The organism is Bacillus sp. WP8 (assembly GCF_000800825.1).
GTDB classification, from domain to species: Bacteria; Bacillota; Bacilli; order Bacillales; family Bacillaceae; genus Bacillus; species Bacillus safensis.
This window is the reverse complement of record NZ_CP010075.1, coordinates 3,405,297-3,425,819: the sequence shown is the minus strand read 5'-3', so window position 1 is coordinate 3,425,819 and position 20,523 is coordinate 3,405,297. Positions and strand designations below refer to the sequence as shown.

Genomic DNA, 20,523 nt, shown 5'->3' with positions numbered 1-20,523 from the left:
CTAAGAAAAGCGGAGGGATGTTCAGTGAAGAAATTAAAAAGCTGGTTGAGCGTATGGTTTGGTTTCATGATGAATGTGCTTGTGAACCCTGGTGTGATGATGAAGCAGCAAGGGTTTCAGGTGGCCGCGGCGGATGCCGGATTCTTTCAAGTAGTGAAAGAGAGAGAGCTGGAGAAGCTGGCAGAAGAACATAAGAAGAAACGCAGGGCAGAGAAGCGGATGACTCAAAGTCTGATGATGCTTGAAGAGAAGACGATGCGAGAGGCGCGTGCTGGTCCGCTCTTACCTTTACAGAAAAAGTGAAACAGGGTAAAATCCCACATAAGAAATGTTATCTGCTGGGAGAGGATACCCCTTGAAGATATATAAAATATTGAATAACAACGCAGTGGTTGTAAAGGAGGGCGATCAGGAGAAAATTGTGATGGGACCCGGAATTGCTTTTCAGAAGGGGAAAAATGACGTCGTTCCTCTTCAAAAAATAGAGAAAATCTTTGTTGTGCGTGAAGAAAATGAGAAATTCAAACAAATTCTTGCCACATTGCCAGAAGCGCATATTGAGGTGGCAGAGCATATCATCAGTTATGCAGAAGGTAAACTTATGATGCCGCTCAGTGATCACATCCACATATCACTGACTGATCATTTGTCCTTCGCCATTGAACGCCTTCAAAAAGGCATTGTGTTATATAATAAATTGCTTGGTGAGATCAAAGTCTTATATAAGCAGGAATATGAGATTGGAAAGTATGCTATTCGTTATGTAAAGGAGCGGCTTGGGGTCGAACTGCCGGACGATGAGGCAGGATATGTGGCACTTCATATTCATACGGCCAAAATGAATACGGAGTCCATGAAAAAGACCGTAAAATATACAACGATGATCAAAGAAATGATCGAGCATATTGAAAGCTATTTTCAGCATTCAATTGATGAGGATAGTATTTCCTATCAGCGGCTTGTGACACATTTGAGGTATGCATTAGGCAGGTTGGAATCGAATGAGGCATTTCAAATCATGGACGATGACATGCTGATTTTTATCCAAACAAAGTATGATACGGCTTACCGGTGTGCACTTGGACTCGCTGATTTGTTAAAAGATGAATATGGACTTCATCTCCCTGAATCGGAGATCGGCTACATCACGCTGCATGTCCAGCGTCTGCAGGAAGCCGAATTGGTTTAAAATGATCGTGCCTGCATGCAGGCTTTTTTTTATGCACACTACTCTTATTAGTGTATATGGGTCATTGGATTTGAAAAAAGAGGTTGACGCATGTCACAGTCTTATACTATGATGAAAGCGTCATCAAAATTTGATATCGCGGGATTGTGACTGTCAGGCAGGCAAGACCTAAAATTTGCGTAACGAGGGGACGTGTATGTCCTTTGCTCGTTGGTGAATTTTAGGTCTTTTTTGCTTTAAAAAAGGAGGAGACATCATGGATTATCAAAAAACAGCCAAAGAATTAACAAGTCTGTTAGGCGGCAAGGAAAATGTCATCAGTGCCACACATTGTGCAACAAGACTCAGATTGGTGGTGAAAAATGAGGATTTGATTGACAAAGAGGCTATTGAAGAACTTGAAGGAGTGAAGGGGGCTTTCTCAAGTTCAGGACAATTTCAGGTCATTTTCGGAACGGGATCTGTCAACAAAGTGTATGAACCATTTGCTCGTGAGACTGGTCTCGAGACAGGCGACGAGAAACAAAAGCCTGTCAGCCATGATGAAGCAGTGAAACAAAAAATGAATCCACTTGCGCGTTTTGCAAAGACGTTATCGAATATTTTTGTACCGATCATTCCAGCAATTGTGGCAAGCGGTTTATTAATGGGTCTCTTAGGAATGATGAAAGCCTTCAAATGGGCTGACCCAAGCTCTGCGGTCTTCCAAATGCTTGATATGTTCTCAAGTGCAGCCTTTATCATTTTGCCGATTTTAATTGGGGTCAGTGCAGCGAAAGAGTTTGGCGGAAATCCGTATTTAGGAGCCGTCATTGGGGGAATTATGATTCACCCGAATCTGCTTAATCCGTGGGGTTTGACGGAAGCAAAACCAGAATATATGCATTTATTCAATGTTGATATTGCTCTTCTTGGTTACCAAGGGACGGTTATTCCAGTGTTATTGACCGTATATATCATGTGTCTTGTTGAGAAGAATTTAAGAAAGGTCGTTCCGAACAGTATTGATTTACTTGTGACCCCATTTGTGACGGTGATTGTAACTGGATTTGTGACGTTTATTGCAGTTGGCCCGCTTGGAAGAATGCTTGGTACAGGAATTTCGAATGCGCTGACGTTTATTTATGACCATGCAGGGTTCTTAGCAGGACTCATTTTCGGCGGTGCATACTCTTTAATTGTGCTCACAGGGGTTCACCATAGCTTCCATGCGATTGAGGCAGGATTGCTGAATGATATTGGACGTAACTATTTGCTGCCAATTTGGGCAATGTCCAATGTCGCGCAAGGCGGGGCAGGATTGGCTGTCTTTTTCTTAGCCAAGCGTGCAAAAACAAAAGAAATTGCCCTTCCTGCTGCCTTCTCTGCTTTTTTAGGAATTACCGAGCCTGTTATATTCGGTGTAAACCTTCGCTACCGTAAACCATTTATTGCGGCGATGATCGGGGGCGCATTGGGCGGGGCATTTGTCGTTTTCACGAAGGTAGCCGCCAATGCTTATGGTTTAACAGGCATTCCGATGATTGCGATTGCAGCACCATTCGGTGTTCAAAATGTGGTCAATTATGTGATTGGTATGTTAATCGCTGTTGCTGTTTCATTTATTCTCACCATCATTTTTAAAGTAAAAGAAGTCGAAAAATAATCAAGGGGTGGTCACAGTCATGACAACAACTGACGCAGCACTTCGTCAAAAGATAGCAGAACGTATTCGAAACTATGAGCATTTGGTTAAAAAGGATGTGTACCGGCAGCAATTTCATTTAATGCCGCCAGTCGGTCTTTTAAATGATCCGAATGGACTGATTCAGTGGAAAGGAATTTATCATGTTTTTTATCAGTGGCAGCCATTCAAAACGGGACATGGTGCAAAATTCTGGGGTCATTACACATCGACAGATCTAGTGAATTGGCATCACGAAGAAGCCGCTCTTGCCCCAAGTGATTGGTTTGATCAAAACGGCTGTTATTCTGGCAGTGCATTTATAGACGATGGGCAGATGCATGTGATGTACACTGGAAACGTTCGGGATGAACAAGGGAACCGTGAGACGTATCAATGTTTAGCTGTTTCAGAGGATGGCATTCACTTTCAGAAAAAAGGTGTCGTGGCAACGCTGCCGGAAGGTTTCACTGCCCATTTTAGAGATCCAAAGGTATGGAAGAGGAATGGACAGTGGTACATGGTTCTTGGTGCACAAAGTTTAGACCTGAAAGGACACCTTGTTTTGTTTACCTCTGATACGTTAGAGAAGTGGACGTTTCAAGGCACGATTGCAGGCAGTGGAAAGAATGGTTTAGACAATTTCGGCTTTATGTGGGAATGTCCAGACCTGTTTGAGTTAGACGGCCGAGATGTATTGATTGTATCACCGCAAGGGCTCAAGCCGGATGGTTTAAAATATCACAATACCCATCAATCAGGTTATTTTGTTGGGAGATTGGATGATCATACTTATCAATATACGCATGGAGCGTTTGAGGAGCTGGATCGCGGCTTTGACTTCTACGCGCAGCAAACCTTTTTAGACGAATCAGGCAGACGTCTTTTAATCGGGTGGATGGGGGTGCCTGATCAAGGAGAAGAGCATCATCCGACGATTTCTTATCAATGGATACACTGCCTCACGATCCCGAGAGAGCTCCGTTTAGATGATGACGGACATCTCATTCAAAAACCAGTAAGTGAACTTCAATCCATGCGGACCAATGAACAAGAGCATGTTTTTCATATTAAACGTTCTGTTCATTCTATCCCTGTAGATGATATTACGAGCGCAGAGGTATTCATTGATCAAATTGACACACAGAAAGGGTTTGAATGCTGTATCCGTGCAGCTGCACGGATCATCTATGATAAAGAGGAAGGGAAGCTGACATTAGAACGGGATCGATTTGAAGATCGATCAAAAGAAGTTCGTGAAGCGGTCATAGAGGAATTACACGACCTGCATATCTTTATTGATGCATCGTCGATTGAGATTTTTGTAAACGGAGGCCGAGAAGTTTTTACTGCACGTTACTTTCCTTCCCCGGGAAATAAATCAATCTCCATCAGTGGAAGAAATGAAACAAAGCTGACATTGAAGACATGGCATTTACAAAAAGAAGCAGGTCGTTGATCCGAACCCTACAAGTGATGATCAATATGTTTTGAAATTAAAAGTAACCAAAAACAGCACGTCATATAAAAAAAGGAGATTCAGAGCCGTCTGCACGATTGATAGAAAGGTTTGATGAATACATTTCTCTATCAGATAAGCGAGGTGCGGGAAATTGGGTACCCCAATACCGCATCCTCATTTTATTCCACTGTCATAAGTGGAATTTTTATTTTCATTGTTTTTTTGCTTTTGGACCAATGGTAATCACAACGTCTATATATCCCTCGCCATCAATTCCATTATATTTTCCGGAAAACGATCGTTTCCCATTTGCTTCACTGTTCGTTTTACTTTATCTGCTGTTCTTTATAAAAAAGATTTACTTTATTAAGTATGAGTGATAACATACATTTAAATTGTTGGTAATAAACATTACTTTTATATAAAAAATAGTAATTTTTATTACATAGGATAAATCATAAAAATTTTTTTGAGGTGCGTGATAATCCTTTGGGGATTGGGGTTGCGTCATTCATTTTATTTTTGAAAGCGCTGTCTTATTGGTTTGTGTATGGAAATGAACCACTTAGTTGATTGTTCCACTTCCCAAAAAGAAGAGAAGTGTATATTGGTCAGTGATTTAGCACAGTGGTTGGATGTTATCAAGGCATGTAAAGAAGATGCTATTGTTAACAAATAAATAAACGAATCTATTATATCAATATGAAGTTAAGGGGTGTATTTGCATGGGAGTATGGAATTTTAAAGGCGGTTCTATTTGGTCAGAAAAGGGATTCATTCCAAATAAGTCTACAAGAATAACAGTTACTCATGAGGATGATAGGGATATTCATTTATCTGAATCTAGCGTAATTGTACCAGGACTAGTCGATTTTCATTGTCATTTATGGGCACCTGGAGCGGAGATTGGTGTGAAAGATAAACAATATCTCTCCTCAGGAGTAACGACAGTTGGGGACGCAGGTACTTTTGGCTATGACGGATGGGAGGAAGCAAATCGTTATTGGGAAAAGAGCCCATTAACAGTTCGTTCTTGGTTATCAGCCTTACCAGAAGGGCTAACCAATCATCCCAACCCTAACCCAACCAAGCCAGAAAGTATTTCGTTGGATCGAATTGTTGAAGTTGCATCTTTAGCTGATGATCGTTTATTAGGAATTAAGATTCGCTTAGGTCAGGTAGATATAACGACTGACCGGTCTTTATTACGCTTAGCAAGAGAAGCAGCCGATCGAACTGATTTACGAATGATGGTTCATTTAACTGAAACTAAACTAGATATTGAAGAGGTAACACAATATTTTAATAAAGGGGACATTCTCACTCATCCATTTCAAGGAAGGGATGGAAACGTGTTAAATACTGCCGGGAAGGTAAAAAAAGAATTTCTAGCTGCAGTAGAAAGAGGGATAGTATTAGATATCGGTCACGGTAGAAAACACTTTAATTGGAATGTTTTTTATAAATGCTTAGCTGAGGGAATTAAACCAGATACGATCAGTTCAGATTTAACAAGCGCGTCATGGAGAAAACACCCTGTTTATAACATGAGCTACATCATTTCTAAAATGATTGTAGGTGGACTGTCTCTAGATGAAGCTTTTAGAACCGTTCTGGTAACAGCTCCTAAATTGTTAGGAATTGACGATTTTACTTTTACTCCAAATAACCTTGTGGTTCTGGATTCTACTTCTACTGAGACTGCTTTTCCTGATGTAGATGGAGAAACGGTGTTAGGTAACATTAATTATCAACCGAAACACTTAATATTTAACGGTATACCAGATATTGAGAGCGTTTCTAGTTGGAAATAAACGTTTTGACACGATGAAAGAAGATATATTTCATTTTGTTCGCTGTCTTGAGGAAACAACAGAAGGGTAAATGGAGATACTCTTAGACATCTTACAGAAGCGTAAGAGTATCTCTTTATTTTTTAGATAAATGTAAGCGTTATCAAAATTTCTTTTTAAAAGGAGGAATTTGATTGGAAAATTCTCAATTGAATTTCGAAAAGAAGACGATTCGAAAGGTGACACGAAGAATTATCCCGTTACTATTTTTACTCTATATTATTTCTTATCTAGACAGGGCAAATGTGGGATATGCTGCATTGGAAATGAATGAAGCACTAGGACTAACAAGTAAAATGTTTGGTCTTGTGACAGGTATTTTTTTTATTGGTTATTTTCTCTTTGAAGTACCAAGTAATATTTTAATGCAAAAATTTGGGGCAAGAGTTTGGATTACTAGGATACTCTTTACTTGGGGAATTATTTCTATGGCAACTGGGTTTGCTCAGAATGCTACCCAGCTCTATATCATTAGATTCCTTCTTGGAATAGCAGAGGCAGGTCTATTTCCAGGTATTATTCTATACCTTACTTATTGGTTCCGAGCTAAAGAAAGAGCAAGTACAATTGCGATGTTTATGACAGCAATCGCCGTTTCTTATATTATAGGGGCTCCCGTTTCTACTTTAATTATTGATCATATTCATTGGATGAATGTGCCTGGATGGCGTTGGATGTTTATTATCGAAGGCGCCCCTGCTGTTATTTTAGGGTTTGTTACATATTTCTACTTAACAGACCGGCCAGAACAGGCAAAGTGGCTAACAGCCGAAGAAAAAAATTGGTTGATTTCAGAATTAAGAAAGGACGAGGAGCTACGAGAAAAGAAAGGCCAACAAACAACTAGTCATAAGACGGCCTTGACTGATCCTAAACTGTGGTACCTCGCCTTAATTTACTTTGTATATACTGCAGGTACACTGGGTGTTGGATATTGGATGCCCCAAATTATTAAAGGCTTATCTAGTTATTTATCAAACACCCAGATCGGCTTCATTGCTACAATCCCTTACATTATTGCTTCAATCGTCATGAATTACTGGTCAAGACGCTCAGATCGCACTGGTGAAAGACGTATGCACACAGCTTTACCGTTACTCGTAGCTGGTTTAACGTTACTCAGTGTAGGAATGGTATCCAATCCATTTATTGCAATGATTTTCATCACCATATCATTGGCAGCCATGTATTGTTTTAAAGGTCCTTTTTGGTCATTACCCACTATGATATTGAGTCCGGCCACAGTAGCTGTTGGAATTGCAGTGATTAATTCAATTGGAAATCTAGGAGGTTTTGTTGGCCCTTATGCAGTTGGATGGCTAAAAGATGCTACAGGAAAAATGCAAGCCGGTTTGATTTTCTTAAGTATTATTTTAATAATAGCTTTCATATTAGTATTAGCTATGAAATTTGAGCAAAAAAGAACTGCCTTCAAGAGTCAGAAGGAAATAGGGGAAATCCGGCTTGAAAAATAATTTGTCTACAATCTGAGCAGATCAATGATCTGCTTTTTTCTAGTGAAATCAGCCTGTATCTTAAGGTCTATATCGTGTATATACAAGGTTGGCCATAAGCGGTTTGATGACGTTTTACATATATGATAACAGGTGGAATTATGGTATCATTTTAAAATATATACAGCTGAGGCTGACGTTTATCCAAATGCGGTAGGACAAAAAAGGGGTTGTTTACTTGAATTCAAAACAGCAGCCGACGACTAGAAAACGCTTGGAGACAATGGCAGATCATGTTGAAGATAAACGTGAAGAATATAAAGAATTGCTCATTCAAGTTCAATCTATTCTCGGTGAACCTTCTTTAGAGCAGGAAGAAGTGAAAGAGAAGCTGTCAGATACGTATAAACAAATGAAAGAATATGCTTTATTTGTTGAATCCATCGAAGCCTTTATTCGAAAAATGGCGAAAGAGTCCGATCAGCAAAAATAGGCATTCATGTATGGATAAAAGAGTGTACTCGGTTGCGGGTATGCTTTTTTGTTTCGGTCAGATTATTCAGAAATTTAAATGAAAGCGTTGACATTTTTATTGTCATGATAAATAATAAATAAAAATTCATCTGAGCATGTACAGGAGGAACGATATGAACCATACAACCAAGAAATGCCTGATCACCTTTATGATTGTCCTATTTTCTATGAGTTTTCTTTTTCCTTCCATTTCTTCTGCCCGAAATCATACGTCGTATGCTGCATCAACTGCTTCAGTCCCGTCTGGTCAATATTATCGTTCACAAGAGGTAGCTCTGCATTCTCACGTTCAAAAAGCTTCTCTTTATTACACAACAGATGGCAGCCAGCCGACAACTCAAAGTCAGTTGTACAAAAAGCCCATACATATCGAAACTGATACGACTTTAAAAGTAAGCGTTTACAAGAAAAGTCACCGCCTTTCCACGTCTACATACAATTATCGGTTTGTCACACGAGAGGACATAGCAACATCTTTTTTATCTTTCGAATACAAAGGAATGCCTTATCGGCTGTATATTCCAAAAAATCGTAAGAGGGGTAAAGCCTATCCTCTCGTCCTGTTCTTACATGGAGGCGGTGAGAGGGGAACAGACAATCAAAAGCAGTTACTTGCGAATGATGGTGCAGTTTTATGGGCTTCCCCTGAAGTCCAAAAGAAACATCCTTCGTACGTATTAGCCCCTCAGGCGCGAAATGCTGTGGATGGAGGCTTTGCATTAACAAGAAATTTGCAAAATGAAATCGATCTGACAAACGTGTTTCAATTTTCACCGGATTTACACAAAGCTTATGATGTCCTTCAGCATGTGTTAACTTCTTATCAGATTGATCAGAAAAGGATTTATGCGACGGGTTTATCACAAGGTGGATTTGGCACGTACCAGTTGAACATCACATATCCTCGTTTGTTTGCAGCGATGATTCCTATTGCGGGGGGTGCAGATCCAAGCAAGGCAGGAATTTTAGCACACAAGCCGATATGGGCATTTCATGCAGAAGATGATTCCATTATCCCTATCAGCTATGCGAGAAATACAATTCAAGCTATTCAAAAAGCAGGCGGAAATCCGCTTTATACGGAGTACGCAAGCAAGTATGGATATGACCATGCATCATGGACGCCTGCTTATGAGACGCCAGGCTTAACCGATTGGCTGTTTGCACAGAGACGCAGCTTTCGATAAACAAAAAACCGATTCACCTACTAACAAGGCGAATCGGTTTTTTTCTGTTTTATTTGTCAAAACGATGAGCAGAATGCTTTGTTGGTCCGATGTATTCGTTTAGCTGGAAAGAGCCTTTGATGGCAGCAGTGATGAATTCTTTTGCTGCATAAATGGCTTCTTTCACGTCTGATCCATTCGCTAGTTCAGCTGTGACTGCTGCTGAGAATGTGCAGCCTGCGCCGTGTGTGTATTCTGTGTCGATTTTATCTGTTTCAAGGCGTTCGAAGGTTTGTCCATCATAAAGCAAATCGATGGCTTTGTCCTCGCTTAGCTTACCGCCTCCAGTGATGACCACATATTTTGCACCAAGTTCGTGAATGCGTTTTGCTGCTTCTTCCATTTGTTCAATCGTTTTGATCTCGCCGATTCCGCTTAATTGACCTGCTTCGAAAAGGTTAGGTGTAATAACGGTTGCCAGTGGCGTGAGCTTCTCGCGCAATGCTTCCGCGTGCTCTGGGTAAAGGACTTCGTTCGCACCCTTACAAACCATAACAGGATCAATGACGACATTTTTTAGGTCGTATGTTTTGATGGTGTCAGCTGCAAGCTCGATCACGTCGACGGTTGGGAGCATACCCGTTTTCAGTGCATCTACACCAATGCCTTCAACAATGGTAGAGAGCTGCGCGCGAATCGTCGCCGTATCAATTGGAAACACCTGATGATCCCAATGATTATGAGGGTCCATTGCAACGACAACGGTTAAAGCTGTCATCCCGTAGACGTTTTTTTCTTGAAACGTTTTTAAATCTGCTTGGATACCTGCACCGCCGCTTGAATCCGAACCTGCGATGGTGAGTGCTTTATTCATAGACATAGTTGCTGAACCTCCAATGTGATGTGTAACAGTTATTGTTCTATCCCTTATTATAATCAGCTTTTCCATTTATCACAATGAAACGGCATAAAAAAGCGTTCCTCTCTTCGGAACGCCTCTCTTTCTTACCTTTTACAAATCACCAATTTCCCTTTTTTCAGTTCGTCTAAAAGGGTTAAAGCTAACTCTTGATCGGCGCCAACTGACATCATTTTGGCCATCAGTTCATCATCCCGGGTGCGAATGACATTGGCAACTTGATCCAAAATCCCTTGATCGACCGCAGTCATGCTTTTGGCGTCTGTATACTCCGTTACGGTATCAGAGCGTTCTGGGTCGTATGCAAAAACAAAAACAGCGTCCTTTGTTGAACCCGATGAATGAAAGTGGTCGATGGCCTGTTTCGCTTCTTTACTATTCTCAGCCGTGATATATTCCATGATCATCACTCCTTTTCATCAAAAATTCCCATTTTCCCGTCAAATCAAACCGCCTTTTATATCATGAGAAGAAACCCAATTTATGTTTTAATGGAAAAAGACGAATCTATTAAAGGAGTAAGCTGCATATGAAGATTTCCTTATTAATTGTGACACATAACCGGCTCAGTGCATTGTGTGAGCTGCTTGAATCCATTTCAAGACAAACCGTACAGCCTTTTGAAATTGTCGTCGTCAATGATGCGGGAGAGCGAGTCGACATCATTCAGGAACTTTACCCTGAGCTTCCGATCCGCTTGATTCATTTAGATGAGAATGTCCAGCATGTGAATGCCAGAAATGTGGGGGTCCGGGAGCTGACAGGCGACGTCATCATGCTGAGTGACGACGATGATTACTTCACACCTTGTCATATCGAACGCATGAGCAAGGCGTTGGAAGATGCCGATTTTGTCTTTTCTGATGCAGAAATTGTGTCATTTGAAGAAAAAGGCGCGACCCGTTTCCCGTTGTCGAGACGTTTGTTTGCTTATACAGCGGACATTGAGGATATGCGTGTCTTTTCTACATATGTTCCTTCCGGCAGTATGTACAAACGCTCTATACACGATGAGATTGGCTATTTTGATCCAGCGATGCATCATTATTGGGACTGGGACTTCTTTTTGCGTGTATCACAGCATGCCCGAGTCAAACGAGTACCAGCTGCCAGCGTGATCTATGCGTTTTTTGACGGCGGTGGAAATCAGTCTAGTGATCTTGGTGAAACAAGGAAGAACTACCTAGATGATTTAAGTGAAAAGCATGATTTAGGCGACCTGCCAACAGCGAACTTTGCTATATTATTAGAAGAACCAGCGATGAAAAAGCGAGAATCAGAGAGTGAGATTGTGTGGGATGGAAAACCGATGATCTCCAGACTAGCGCAGCAAGTAGAAGGAGGAAAACCACAATGAAGCCATTTTTAAATGATAGCTGGTGGGCTGTGATGAAAAGTGAATTTGAACAGCCGTATTATCAGGAATTACGTGAATGGATGAAGGAAGAATATCGCACGCAGACCGTTTTTCCAAAACCAGATGACGTGTATCGTGCCCTTCATTTGACGTCATATGAAAAGGTCAAAGTGGTGATTTTAGGACAAGACCCTTATCATGGCCCAGGGCAGGCACATGGATTAAGCTTTTCTGTTCAGCCAGGCGTCAAACACCCGCCATCTTTGAGAAATATTTTTCAGGAGCTAAAGGATGATCTTGGCTGTCCTGTTCCAAACCACGGCTCACTTGTCAGCTGGGCAGAGCAGGGTGTGCTGCTCTTAAACACTGTACTGACTGTGAGAAAGGGCGAGGCGAATTCGCATAAAGGCAAGGGCTGGGAACGTGTGACAGACCGCGTGATTGATGTGCTGAATGAACGTGATCAGCCCGTCGTTTTTGTGTTATGGGGCAGACATGCTCAAAACAAGAAAGAACGCATTGATCAAAACAAGCATTACATCATTGAGTCACCTCATCCAAGTCCTTTTTCTGCAAGAAACGGCTTTTTTGGCAGTCGGCCGTTTTCAAAGGTAAACACGTATTTAAAGCAAATGGGATTCGAAGAAATCAATTGGTGTATCAAGGATATTGAATGAAAATAGGACGAGGGGAGAGCCCTTCGTCCTGTTTATTTTAAAAATTTGCGGACCAAGTCGAGTCCGTTTTTCGCTTTTGGGTAACGGAAGGAAAAATCGAAGCGGTTCGTTTGGCGCAGGACGCTTTTTTCATGCGTAAAAGTAAAGAAGCTTTCCTTCCCATGATATCGTCCCATGCCGCTTTCGCCGACGCCTCCGAATGGCAGGTAAGGTGTAGCGACATGCATAAGCGTGTCATTGATACATCCTCCGCCAAATGAGAGGTTGTCTAGAATATACGATTCTGTGTCTTTATTTGTTGTAAATAAGTAAAGCGCCAGCGGCTTTGGCCTTGCTTTGATCATATGCGCTGCCTCATGCAGAGAATCAAAGGTCATGACAGGCAGGATCGGCCCGAAAATTTCCTCCTGCATGACGGGATCCTCCCAAGTGATGTCGTCTAAAATGGTCGGAGCGATTTTGAGCTCCTGTTCATTGCGCTGTCCACCTGTGACGATCGTTCCATTTAAGAGAAATTGTGTGAGTCTGTCAAAATGACGCTGACTGACATTTTTTCCGAAGTGCGGATGTGTTTCGGGATGTTCACCATAAAAGTCACGGATACAGGCCGTCATTTCTCGCAAAAGTTTCTCTTTGATGGATTTATGAACGAGCAAATAGTCTGGTGCAATGCAGGTTTGCCCTGCATTAGTGAATTTTCCAAAGGTGATCCGCTTCGCTGCCAGCTTGATGTCGGCATCAGGCATGACGATGCAAGGGCTTTTTCCGCCAAGCTCAAGTGTGACAGGGGTCAAATGCTTTGCGGCGGCTTCCATGACGACTTTGCCGACTGCCACACTACCAGTAAAGAAGATATAATCAAAGGGCAGCTTCAGCAGCTCTGTACTGACATCGACACCGCCCTCTACGACAGCCGCATGGTCTTCTTGAAATACACGTTTGATGATAGTGCTGATAACTTGTGAGACTGCCGGGGTCAGCTCAGACGGTTTTAAGATCACGGCATTTCCCGCAGAAATCGCGCCGACTAATGGAGAAAGGGCCAATTGGAAAGGATAGTTCCAAGGAGCAATGATGAGCACACTTCCATAGGGCTCCTTGATGATCATGCTTTTCGATCCGATATGAGTCAGCGGTGTTTTCGCGCGTGTTGGCTTCGCCCATTTGTGAAGGTGCTTGATGGTATGATTGATTTCTTCATACACCATCCCGATCTCCGTTGTATAGGCTTCCTGTTCGGATTTATGTAAATCATGGGCTAAGGCCTGTAAAATATCCTTCTCATGCTGTTTGATTGCTGCTTTTAAGTCTTGAAGAATGCGGATGCGTTCTTTAACTGCCGGCTTCTGAAAGACTTTTTGTTTCTGAAATAGATCTGTGAGCTTGTTCATGATTTAATCCTTTCATAGACGATTTTGTTTCTTTTATTATGTGTGAATAAAGGTGACGGGTCAATTAAGAGAGGCGTGAGCGCACTGCTTTGAAAAAATGAACCCATTTGGTTTGTTCATTTGGTAAAATAATGTTGAAAAGAGATTTTTTTAGATTGGAGGGTCTACCCTTGAATATTCATATATCAAGCCTGCTTCAAAAAATGGAGGAAGCGGTTCAAAAAGCAAAACAAAGTGGAAATGATGAAGAGGTGAAACGTCAAGTGGCAGCGATTTCTTCACTATGTGATGTCATTCTCGACGCACCATCACAGGTGCAAATGCCGCAGTCGCCAGTCATCTCACCACCTCCATCGATACATACACCATCAGCGCCATCTGTGTCTACAGATCAAGCCATGCTGGAGAAACTCATGGGCACAAGTGGCGCGAAGAAATTTCAGCAAAATGATGAGGGTCAAAAAGAGAAGGACGGGAACGGCGACTCTATTTTTGATTTTTAATGGTCTTGTCACGACAAAGGGAAGGTGATCGGTTTGAAACTATTTTTGGGCGCCATTCAGTGGATGGCATTTTTTATCGCAGCTTCTATTGCCGTACCAATTGCGATTGCACAAGCATTTGAATTGAACCAAGTACAATCGGCAGAGCTGATTCAAAGTACTTTCTTTTCACTTGGTCTTGTGGCGATGGTGCAGTGTTTATGCGGCCATATGCTGCCGATCAATGAAAGTCCAGCAGGGCTTTGGTGGGGTGTGTATACCCTTTATGCCGGCATGACAGGAACAATCTTTGCGACGTATCCTGAAACCTTGCAAGCATTACAAGGGGCTTTAATTTTTAGTGCTATTTTCTTTTTTATTTTTAGTCTATTTAAAATCATCAATTGGCTCGCGTCTTTATTTACGCCAGTCGTCACAGGCATTTACCTGCTGCTGCTTGTTGTGCAGCTAAGTCAGCCAATCATGAAAGGGCTGATGGGGATCGGGTATCGAGGAAATCAAGTAGACGGGCTTGTCTTTTGCTTATCGATCTTGATTATTATCCTCACCTTCATGATCAGCCGCTCAAAATGGCATTACTTGAGGCAGTTTTCTGTGTTATTCGCACTTGCAGGCGGATGGCTGTTATTTGCTCTACTCGGATTGGCGAAGCCAGTTCGAATTCCAGAGAAAATCATCGAGTTTCCGAAGCTGTTTCCATTCGGTATGCCGGTCTTTGACAGTGGATTGCTTGTCACGTCCTTTTTTATAACGATTTTACTCATTGTGAACATGCTGGCAAGTATCCGCATTGTGGAAAGCTCAGTGAAGGCATTTGGTGAACTGCGTGAGCGGAAGAGAGCACGTCCTGCCGGTTTTGTCGCAGCATTTGGTCATTTACTAAGCGGGCTGATCGGTGCGATTGCGCCTGTACCTATTTCGGGGGCAGCAGGATTTATCCAGACAACCAAAATTCCTTCGAGAAAGCCTTTTTTCATAGGAAGTCTGCTTATTGTTCTCATTAGTTTGTTTCCGCTGCTCATGAGCTTTTTCTCTGCATTGCCATCACCTGTGGGGCTTGCTGTAAACTTTGTGGTCTTCTCTTCCATGATTGGGATTGCGATGTCGGAGTTTGATCAATATGAGAAAGAAGAAATTCCGCGGATTCGCTTTGTTCTTGGGATTGCCGTTTTAGCAGGCGTAGGGGCGATGTTTGTGCCTCAGGGGGCTTTGAAAGGAATGCATCCTGTGCTCATTTCATTATTAAGCAACGGTCTTGTTCTAGGCACGCTCATTGCGATTGTTGTCGATCAGGTCTTGTTACGAAAGAAAAAGAAATCCGACAATCTCGTGTCAACGTAAAGGGAAAGTTGAATGTCGCCCTTCACCCGCGCTATGATAAACATAATTGACGAATAAGGAGAATGACGAATGAAACTATTTTTCATTTTAGGTGCCATTAACGCCATGCTTGCTGTAGGCCTTGGAGCCTTCGGTGCGCACGGTCTGGAAGGGAAAATCCCTGAAAAATATATAGAAATATGGAATAAAGGTGTTCAATATCAGATGTTTCATGCCATTGGCTTATTTGTTGTCGCTTTTCTTGCAGATAAGCTGTCAGGTGTCTCCTTGGTTCCTGCCGCTGGCTGGGTGATGCTTGCAGGCATCCTTTTCTTCTCAGGAAGCCTTTATGTGCTGGCATTGACTCAGGTGAAGATTCTAGGTGCCATTACTCCCATTGGCGGAGTAGCATTTATCGCCTCTTGGATCATGCTTGTCATTGCAGCAGCAAAAAATTTATAAGGTAAAAAACCGATGCTCTCATAGGGGCATCGGTTTTTTTCTTAACTCCAGTAAGGAGTATAATTGGGTGGTGCTTGATAATAAGGGACGTAGTGAGAAGGAGGGACAGGGTGCGTTTGAGACTCCTCCTCCCGGTGGCAAAATGGTCCGATAAACACGCTTGGTTTCACAGGCTTTGTCGCCTGCTTCCATTGTGTTTCGTTCATGCAATAAGTATGGGCCATGATGTGAGAAGGGGTGAGGGTGAGAAGGTCTGAGCCTAGGATCACTTCAGGTGTAGATGCGTTAAAAATGGCTAACAAATGAGTTCTGTCTTGGAGAGCGACTTCATAGTGCCACCAGCCTTGAGGCACGTTTGCCACCTGTCCAGGTGTAATGGTGTAGGTGTGCAGTTTTTTTGTAAATGGATTCAGCATCGATACGGCAGCAGAACCGGCTATACAATAAACAAGCTCTGCGGCATTTTGATGATAATGAGGCTCTACGACTTTGCTTTTACTCAAATATATATCCAGCAGGGACACTTGATCCAATGAGTTTAATTGTTTTTTTCCTAACACATTAATCAGGTTATGCTGATCGTATTTCACAAGGGGGCTTTGATTCAGATCGTATGAAAATTTCACATTTGGTGATGTATAATCCAGTTCAACAGTCATTGATGTCACCTCTAGGCTTTTGATAAAAACTACTAGGCATCTTATGAGCCGCGCCCCAGAGGTGTGACAAAAACCTAGACAAAAGAAAAAAGCAAGGGCACCTGAGCCTTGCTTTTGCCATGTATGTCGTTATCTCGGAGAATATGTTGACATTGAATATGGATAGTCGTACTGAATTTCTCCATCAAACGTAATGTAATCAAGATAGATTGTTAATAGTAAGTATCGTGTTCCTGTTTTGTTATCACTAATGATAATGTGGTCACGTCCTGCAGCTTCAATGACGCCTCTAAAAATCTTCGAATTCCATTCTTTACTCGCCTCAAACGTCATATAAATCGTGGCTACCTTGCCGCGGTTCAATCGTAAAATATTTTCAATATAGGACTGCTCAAGAGGCAGCTGTCCGGTGACATTTTGCTGATAAATCGGTCCAGAAGGAATTTGATATGGCTGACCGCCGCCTTGCGTTCCTTGGCCTCCTTGTGAAGTGCCGGTAGACGGCATTGGTGAAAACCCCTGCTGCATTTGTCCTTGCATTTGACCCTGCGTTTGGGGAGGGACTGAATAACCCATCTGCTGCGCAGGATACGGATTTGCTCCAAATTGTTGCTGGCGGAAATCTTGACCTTCGAAACCCGAACCTTGCCCAAATTGATTTTTCAATTTCATAACGTTCCTCCTCTTTCCTCATGGTGTTCTAAACAGAAGGCGTTTAGGCGCCTGTTGTTTCCATAGCATTCTTTCTCTCTTTCACACTATGAGACAGGAGGGGAGAATATGTACATTGAACGAAAAAAAGGAACTGCTGCGCAATTCCTCAGTGTTTAGACAAACCTTCGCCTTCTATCGGTACTCGTCCTTTTTACATGATCCAGTTTACAGCGTGCTGAACATCAAATAAAAGTGTCACGATGAGAAAAAACGCGGCAAGCGGTGTGATCACAATGATGAAGGCTTGCCATAATCTGAGCTTCATCACAGCGACAATGCCTAAAACAGCCATTCCAAATATCCACGTCTTTGCATATACATCCGTAAGAGTCAAAAGATCGATATAATACCATACTTCATAATGCTGATCTAAATATGGTGTGATTTTAACAAACGTATACGGACCGAGCATCCCAACAGTGGAAATCCAAGTAAGTGCAAATAAAGCAGAAGGGAAAAAGACCGTCAGTGTGCAGGCCTTGAGTATATCTCGATACGCCGTTTGACAGCCGAAAAAGAGACGCCCTAACCACTTGATGATGAGGGCACCGAAAAATAGAATCATATTGCCTGCCAAAATACCATAACCCGCTCCTTGTAACAGAATAAAAGGGAATGGAATATGATTGCCCATATACTCGCTAAAATACCCTTCGTAGATCCAGCCCGTACCGGCGATACTTGCAAGGAGCATCATCAGCCAAATTGGTATATTGGAATGTCGATATGAGCGAATAATCGTTTTTGTCGCGACGAAAATTTTAAAAAATCGAAAAAATCCTTTTACTTCCTCTTCTTGGGAGTGATCATTCTTCATAGCTTCCAATGTTCTTTACTCCTTTAATACACATAAATGATTACTTATATTACCAAAAAGTTCACGTTTTTCAAAGAAAGATCAATAAAAAAATACAATTTTATAAAAAATAGGTCACTCTACAGTCTCTTTAAGAGGAGACACATATGATAAACATAGTTTGAAAGAGACCGAGGTGATAATTTTGACAAAAGTAACTGTCATTATGACGAGCTACAACAAGGCGGCTTACGTCGGCAGATCGATTGAAGCGGTCCTGCAGCAGACGCTGTCAGACTTTGAACTTTTTATCATGGATGATGGATCAAACGAAAAAACCCTTGCTGCTATTGAACCGTTTCGCAAAGATCCACGCGTTCACTTTATCCAAAGCGGTGTCAAAACATTGGAAGAGAGAACAGCGAAAACTCGCTATGCCGTGCTGATTAATCAGGCATTAGAACTGGCAAAGGGTGAGTATATTTCCTATGCCACAGATGACAATGTCTACGCCCTGGACCGTTTAGAGAAGCTCACTCATTATCTAGATGCCCATCCAGGTAAAGATATTGTCTATTCTAGTTCTAAAGTTATCTATTTAAATAGCAAAAAAGAGCCAGTGAAGGAAATGATTCGGCCGGCGCAAACAGTGCAATGGAATGCTCCCTGCGCCATAGATCATTGCTCTGTCGTGCATCGTGCATCCATCTTATCAAAAATTCATGATGAATTTGGGTCCTACTGGGACGAGAGTCCGCATTTTTATCGAATAGGGGATGCCCGCTTCTTTTTTCGATTAAATCATTTTTATCCGTTTTATCCCTTTGATGAAATATTAGATACAAATTACATCACAGAACAGTCGATTCATTATCAGCTGGCAGCAGAAGAGAAAAGTGCCTTTATTCATGCACTTCCCGAGCAGTCTACCTGCTGGGATCTCCGCAGTATATTAAAACAAAAATATGGGAGGTGACCTGAAATGTCGCACTATATTCATCATTATTGGCAGGTGTACTTTGAGTATGTGAATCTGATGAAAGATTTGTCCTACAAGGAAATTCCTCTTGGGTTGATCAGCAATTTCTATCAATATATCAGTCCTGAAGTGAGGGAACGCATGGAAGATGAAGCATTTGGTCAAGAACTGACAACCGATTGTCCATTACCGGAAGAGATTCAGCCATTTTTTGATCAGCATAAGCAGCAGATCAAGCGTATCGCTTATCGCCCGGCGAATGGAAAGGTATTGCTTCACTTTGAACACCTGCGTTTTACTGAACAAAATTACAAGCGGTTCCATCCAAACCAAACGGTGGTGCTTGCTCGCTGGAAGAAGGCAGATTATTTCGGATTACCTGTTATCAGTAAGCCGGAATTAACTGGAGAGGTTAATAAAGAAGCTCACGCTGAATATATTGAAAAAGCAAATGCTCTCCTTAAACCTTACGCTCACCACCCTGTCTTTGGCAATGTCTTTTTTAGAGAAAAATTGCGGAAGGACATTGTGCAATTTATTGATGTCATTGACCAGATAGAAGTGCTGTTTCAAATGCAGCCGATTGCAGCTGTTATTGTTGGAACGACGGAGGATGCTTACAGCCGCGTACTCGCTTTGCAAACAGTGAAACGCCAGCTGACGAGTATCTGTCTTCAGCACGGCGCGCTTATGGGAGACGAAGCCTTTTTACCGATTTTCACGACTTGCCATGGGGTGTTTGGAAAGTATGAAAAGGACTGGTATGTAGACAAAGGCTGTCAGCCGGAACAGGTGGAAATCACAGGTCATCCGAGGTTTGATTTGGTGAAGGAGCGAACACCGCTTCAACAGGATCTCATTTTTCGTAAATTGAACTTCAGTCCGGCTAAAAAGACCGTGCTTGTGGCAACGCAGCCGTTTTCTGAAGCCTTCTATGATGATGTTCTTAAAACGATTGCCAAACGGAAAGACATTCAGCTGATCATGAAGCCGCATCCTTGGGAAATTGCTCGAAATCGATTAAACGACTATGTGTCTATTGAACGAGCGGGAAATCATGTGAAGTTGATTAAAAAAGAAATTGACCTGTATGACCTGCTGCCATATGTGGATATCGTGATTACGCTCACATCAACAGTTGGTCTTGAAGCCATGCTTTTTGAAAAGAGTGTGCTGATCGGGAAAATGACAGAAGGCAGAAGATACCCATATTACGAGTCGCTTGGCAGCTATCATATGGAAAACCCTGTTGAACTAGCTGAGAAAGCCATTCGTATTTTGTCGGATGAACAAGAGATGAAGCTGGCAAAGCAGCAAGGAGCTCAGTTCATTAAACAACACTATCCGCATGCGCGATCTACCGATGTTCTGCTTTCTCTGCTCAAAACAAAAACTGGTGTGGATTTTCAGAGATGAAGATAGGGG

21 protein-coding genes are annotated in these 20,523 nt (G+C 42.1%); 15 read left to right on the top strand and 6 right to left on the bottom strand.

Going from position 1 to position 20,523, the window contains the following annotated elements:
• The first annotated feature begins 24 nt into the window (after positions 1 to 24).
• The 8 genes from QR42_RS17335 (at position 25) to QR42_RS17300 (ending at position 9,342) form a co-directional block, all read left to right on the top strand.
• Positions 25 to 303 (top strand): hypothetical protein, encoded by a 279-nt coding sequence (locus QR42_RS17335; RefSeq protein WP_039182357.1) that lies wholly within the window; start codon positions 25 to 27, stop codon positions 301 to 303.
• Positions 304 to 355: 52 nt separating this feature from the next.
• The gene (locus QR42_RS17330) at positions 356 to 1,189 is read left to right on the top strand and encodes a PRD domain-containing protein (RefSeq protein WP_039182354.1); all 834 of its coding nucleotides are present in this window, start codon (positions 356 to 358) and stop codon (positions 1,187 to 1,189) included.
• 256 nt (positions 1,190 to 1,445) lie between these two features.
• Complete coding sequence (locus QR42_RS17325; RefSeq protein ID WP_039182351.1) at positions 1,446 to 2,834, top strand: sucrose-specific PTS transporter subunit IIBC; 1,389 nt, start codon at positions 1,446 to 1,448, stop codon at positions 2,832 to 2,834.
• Positions 2,835 to 2,853: 19 nt separating this feature from the next.
• Positions 2,854 to 4,311 carry a glycoside hydrolase family 32 protein gene (locus QR42_RS17320; RefSeq protein ID WP_039182348.1) on the top strand — a complete coding sequence of 486 codons (1,458 nt, stop codon included), beginning with the start codon at positions 2,854 to 2,856 and terminating at the stop codon, positions 4,309 to 4,311.
• A 728-nt stretch (positions 4,312 to 5,039) separates the two neighbouring features.
• Entirely contained in the window at positions 5,040 to 6,128 is a 1,089-nt protein-coding gene (locus QR42_RS17315; RefSeq protein ID WP_039182346.1) for an amidohydrolase family protein, read from the top strand.
• Between the two features lie 173 nt (positions 6,129 to 6,301).
• The gene (locus tag QR42_RS17310; protein ID WP_039182343.1) at positions 6,302 to 7,642 is read left to right on the top strand and encodes an MFS transporter; all 1,341 of its coding nucleotides are present in this window, start codon (positions 6,302 to 6,304) and stop codon (positions 7,640 to 7,642) included.
• A 217-nt stretch (positions 7,643 to 7,859) separates the two neighbouring features.
• Positions 7,860 to 8,114, top strand: coding sequence for a hypothetical protein (locus QR42_RS17305; RefSeq protein ID WP_024423823.1), 255 nt, complete (start codon positions 7,860 to 7,862; stop codon positions 8,112 to 8,114).
• 154 nt (positions 8,115 to 8,268) lie between these two features.
• Complete coding sequence (locus QR42_RS17300) at positions 8,269 to 9,342, top strand: chitobiase/beta-hexosaminidase C-terminal domain-containing protein (protein ID WP_039182338.1); 1,074 nt, start codon at positions 8,269 to 8,271, stop codon at positions 9,340 to 9,342.
• Positions 9,343 to 9,391: 49 nt separating this feature from the next.
• On the opposite strand, the gene QR42_RS17295 is transcribed toward QR42_RS17300, so the two are convergent.
• Both QR42_RS17295 and QR42_RS17290 read right to left on the bottom strand, forming a co-directional pair.
• Positions 9,392 to 10,201: a bifunctional hydroxymethylpyrimidine kinase/phosphomethylpyrimidine kinase gene (locus QR42_RS17295; protein WP_024426411.1), complete on the bottom strand. Its 810-nt coding sequence runs from the start codon at positions 10,199 to 10,201 to the stop codon at positions 9,392 to 9,394.
• A gap of 125 nt (positions 10,202 to 10,326) precedes the next feature.
• On the bottom strand, positions 10,327 to 10,641 hold the full coding sequence (locus QR42_RS17290) for a YflT domain-containing protein (protein ID WP_039182334.1): 315 nt from the start codon (positions 10,639 to 10,641) through the stop codon (positions 10,327 to 10,329).
• A gap of 128 nt (positions 10,642 to 10,769) precedes the next feature.
• Between QR42_RS17290 and QR42_RS17285 the strand changes: the two genes are divergently transcribed.
• Together QR42_RS17285 and QR42_RS17280 are read left to right on the top strand one after the other, a co-directional pair.
• Positions 10,770 to 11,597, top strand: a complete 828-nt coding sequence (locus QR42_RS17285; protein WP_039182330.1) for a glycosyltransferase family 2 protein — start codon at positions 10,770 to 10,772, stop codon at positions 11,595 to 11,597.
• Positions 11,594 to 12,274, top strand: a complete 681-nt coding sequence (locus QR42_RS17280; RefSeq protein WP_039182328.1) for a uracil-DNA glycosylase — start codon at positions 11,594 to 11,596, stop codon at positions 12,272 to 12,274. Before QR42_RS17285 ends, QR42_RS17280 begins: the two co-directional genes overlap by 4 nt.
• A gap of 32 nt (positions 12,275 to 12,306) precedes the next feature.
• Here the strand turns inward: QR42_RS17280 and QR42_RS17275 are convergent, their stop codons facing one another.
• Entirely contained in the window at positions 12,307 to 13,665 is a 1,359-nt protein-coding gene (locus QR42_RS17275) for an aldehyde dehydrogenase (RefSeq protein ID WP_039182325.1), read from the bottom strand.
• Between the two features lie 170 nt (positions 13,666 to 13,835).
• Between QR42_RS17275 and QR42_RS17270 the strand changes: the two genes are divergently transcribed.
• The 3 genes from QR42_RS17270 (at position 13,836) to QR42_RS17260 (ending at position 15,950) form a co-directional block, all read left to right on the top strand.
• Entirely contained in the window at positions 13,836 to 14,168 is a 333-nt protein-coding gene (locus QR42_RS17270) for a YwdI family protein (protein ID WP_039182322.1), read from the top strand.
• Positions 14,169 to 14,201: 33 nt separating this feature from the next.
• The gene (locus QR42_RS17265; RefSeq protein WP_039182319.1) at positions 14,202 to 15,509 is read left to right on the top strand and encodes a purine/pyrimidine permease; all 1,308 of its coding nucleotides are present in this window, start codon (positions 14,202 to 14,204) and stop codon (positions 15,507 to 15,509) included.
• A gap of 69 nt (positions 15,510 to 15,578) precedes the next feature.
• A complete protein-coding gene (locus QR42_RS17260) occupies positions 15,579 to 15,950 on the top strand; it encodes a DUF423 domain-containing protein (protein WP_025093833.1) in 372 nt (123 codons plus the stop codon).
• Between the two features lie 41 nt (positions 15,951 to 15,991).
• Here the strand turns inward: QR42_RS17260 and QR42_RS17255 are convergent, their stop codons facing one another.
• The 3 genes from QR42_RS17255 to QR42_RS17245 form a co-directional block, all read right to left on the bottom strand.
• Positions 15,992 to 16,609: a cupin domain-containing protein gene (locus tag QR42_RS17255; RefSeq protein WP_039182316.1), complete on the bottom strand. Its 618-nt coding sequence runs from the start codon at positions 16,607 to 16,609 to the stop codon at positions 15,992 to 15,994.
• Positions 16,610 to 16,738: 129 nt separating this feature from the next.
• Positions 16,739 to 17,281, bottom strand: coding sequence for a spore coat protein GerQ (gerQ, locus tag QR42_RS17250; RefSeq protein WP_039182313.1), 543 nt, complete (start codon positions 17,279 to 17,281; stop codon positions 16,739 to 16,741).
• Between the two features lie 193 nt (positions 17,282 to 17,474).
• Positions 17,475 to 18,140, bottom strand: a complete 666-nt coding sequence (locus QR42_RS17245; RefSeq protein WP_231730911.1) for a YIP1 family protein — start codon at positions 18,138 to 18,140, stop codon at positions 17,475 to 17,477.
• Positions 18,141 to 18,324: 184 nt separating this feature from the next.
• Here QR42_RS17245 and QR42_RS17240 point away from each other — a divergent pair, with 184 nt between their 5' ends.
• Positions 18,325 to 19,095, top strand: coding sequence for a glycosyltransferase family 2 protein (locus tag QR42_RS17240; protein ID WP_039183368.1), 771 nt, complete (start codon positions 18,325 to 18,327; stop codon positions 19,093 to 19,095).
• Between the two features lie 6 nt (positions 19,096 to 19,101).
• The gene (locus QR42_RS17235; RefSeq protein WP_039182308.1) at positions 19,102 to 20,514 is read left to right on the top strand and encodes a capsular polysaccharide export protein, LipB/KpsS family; all 1,413 of its coding nucleotides are present in this window, start codon (positions 19,102 to 19,104) and stop codon (positions 20,512 to 20,514) included.
• Positions 20,515 to 20,523 lie beyond the last annotated feature (9 nt).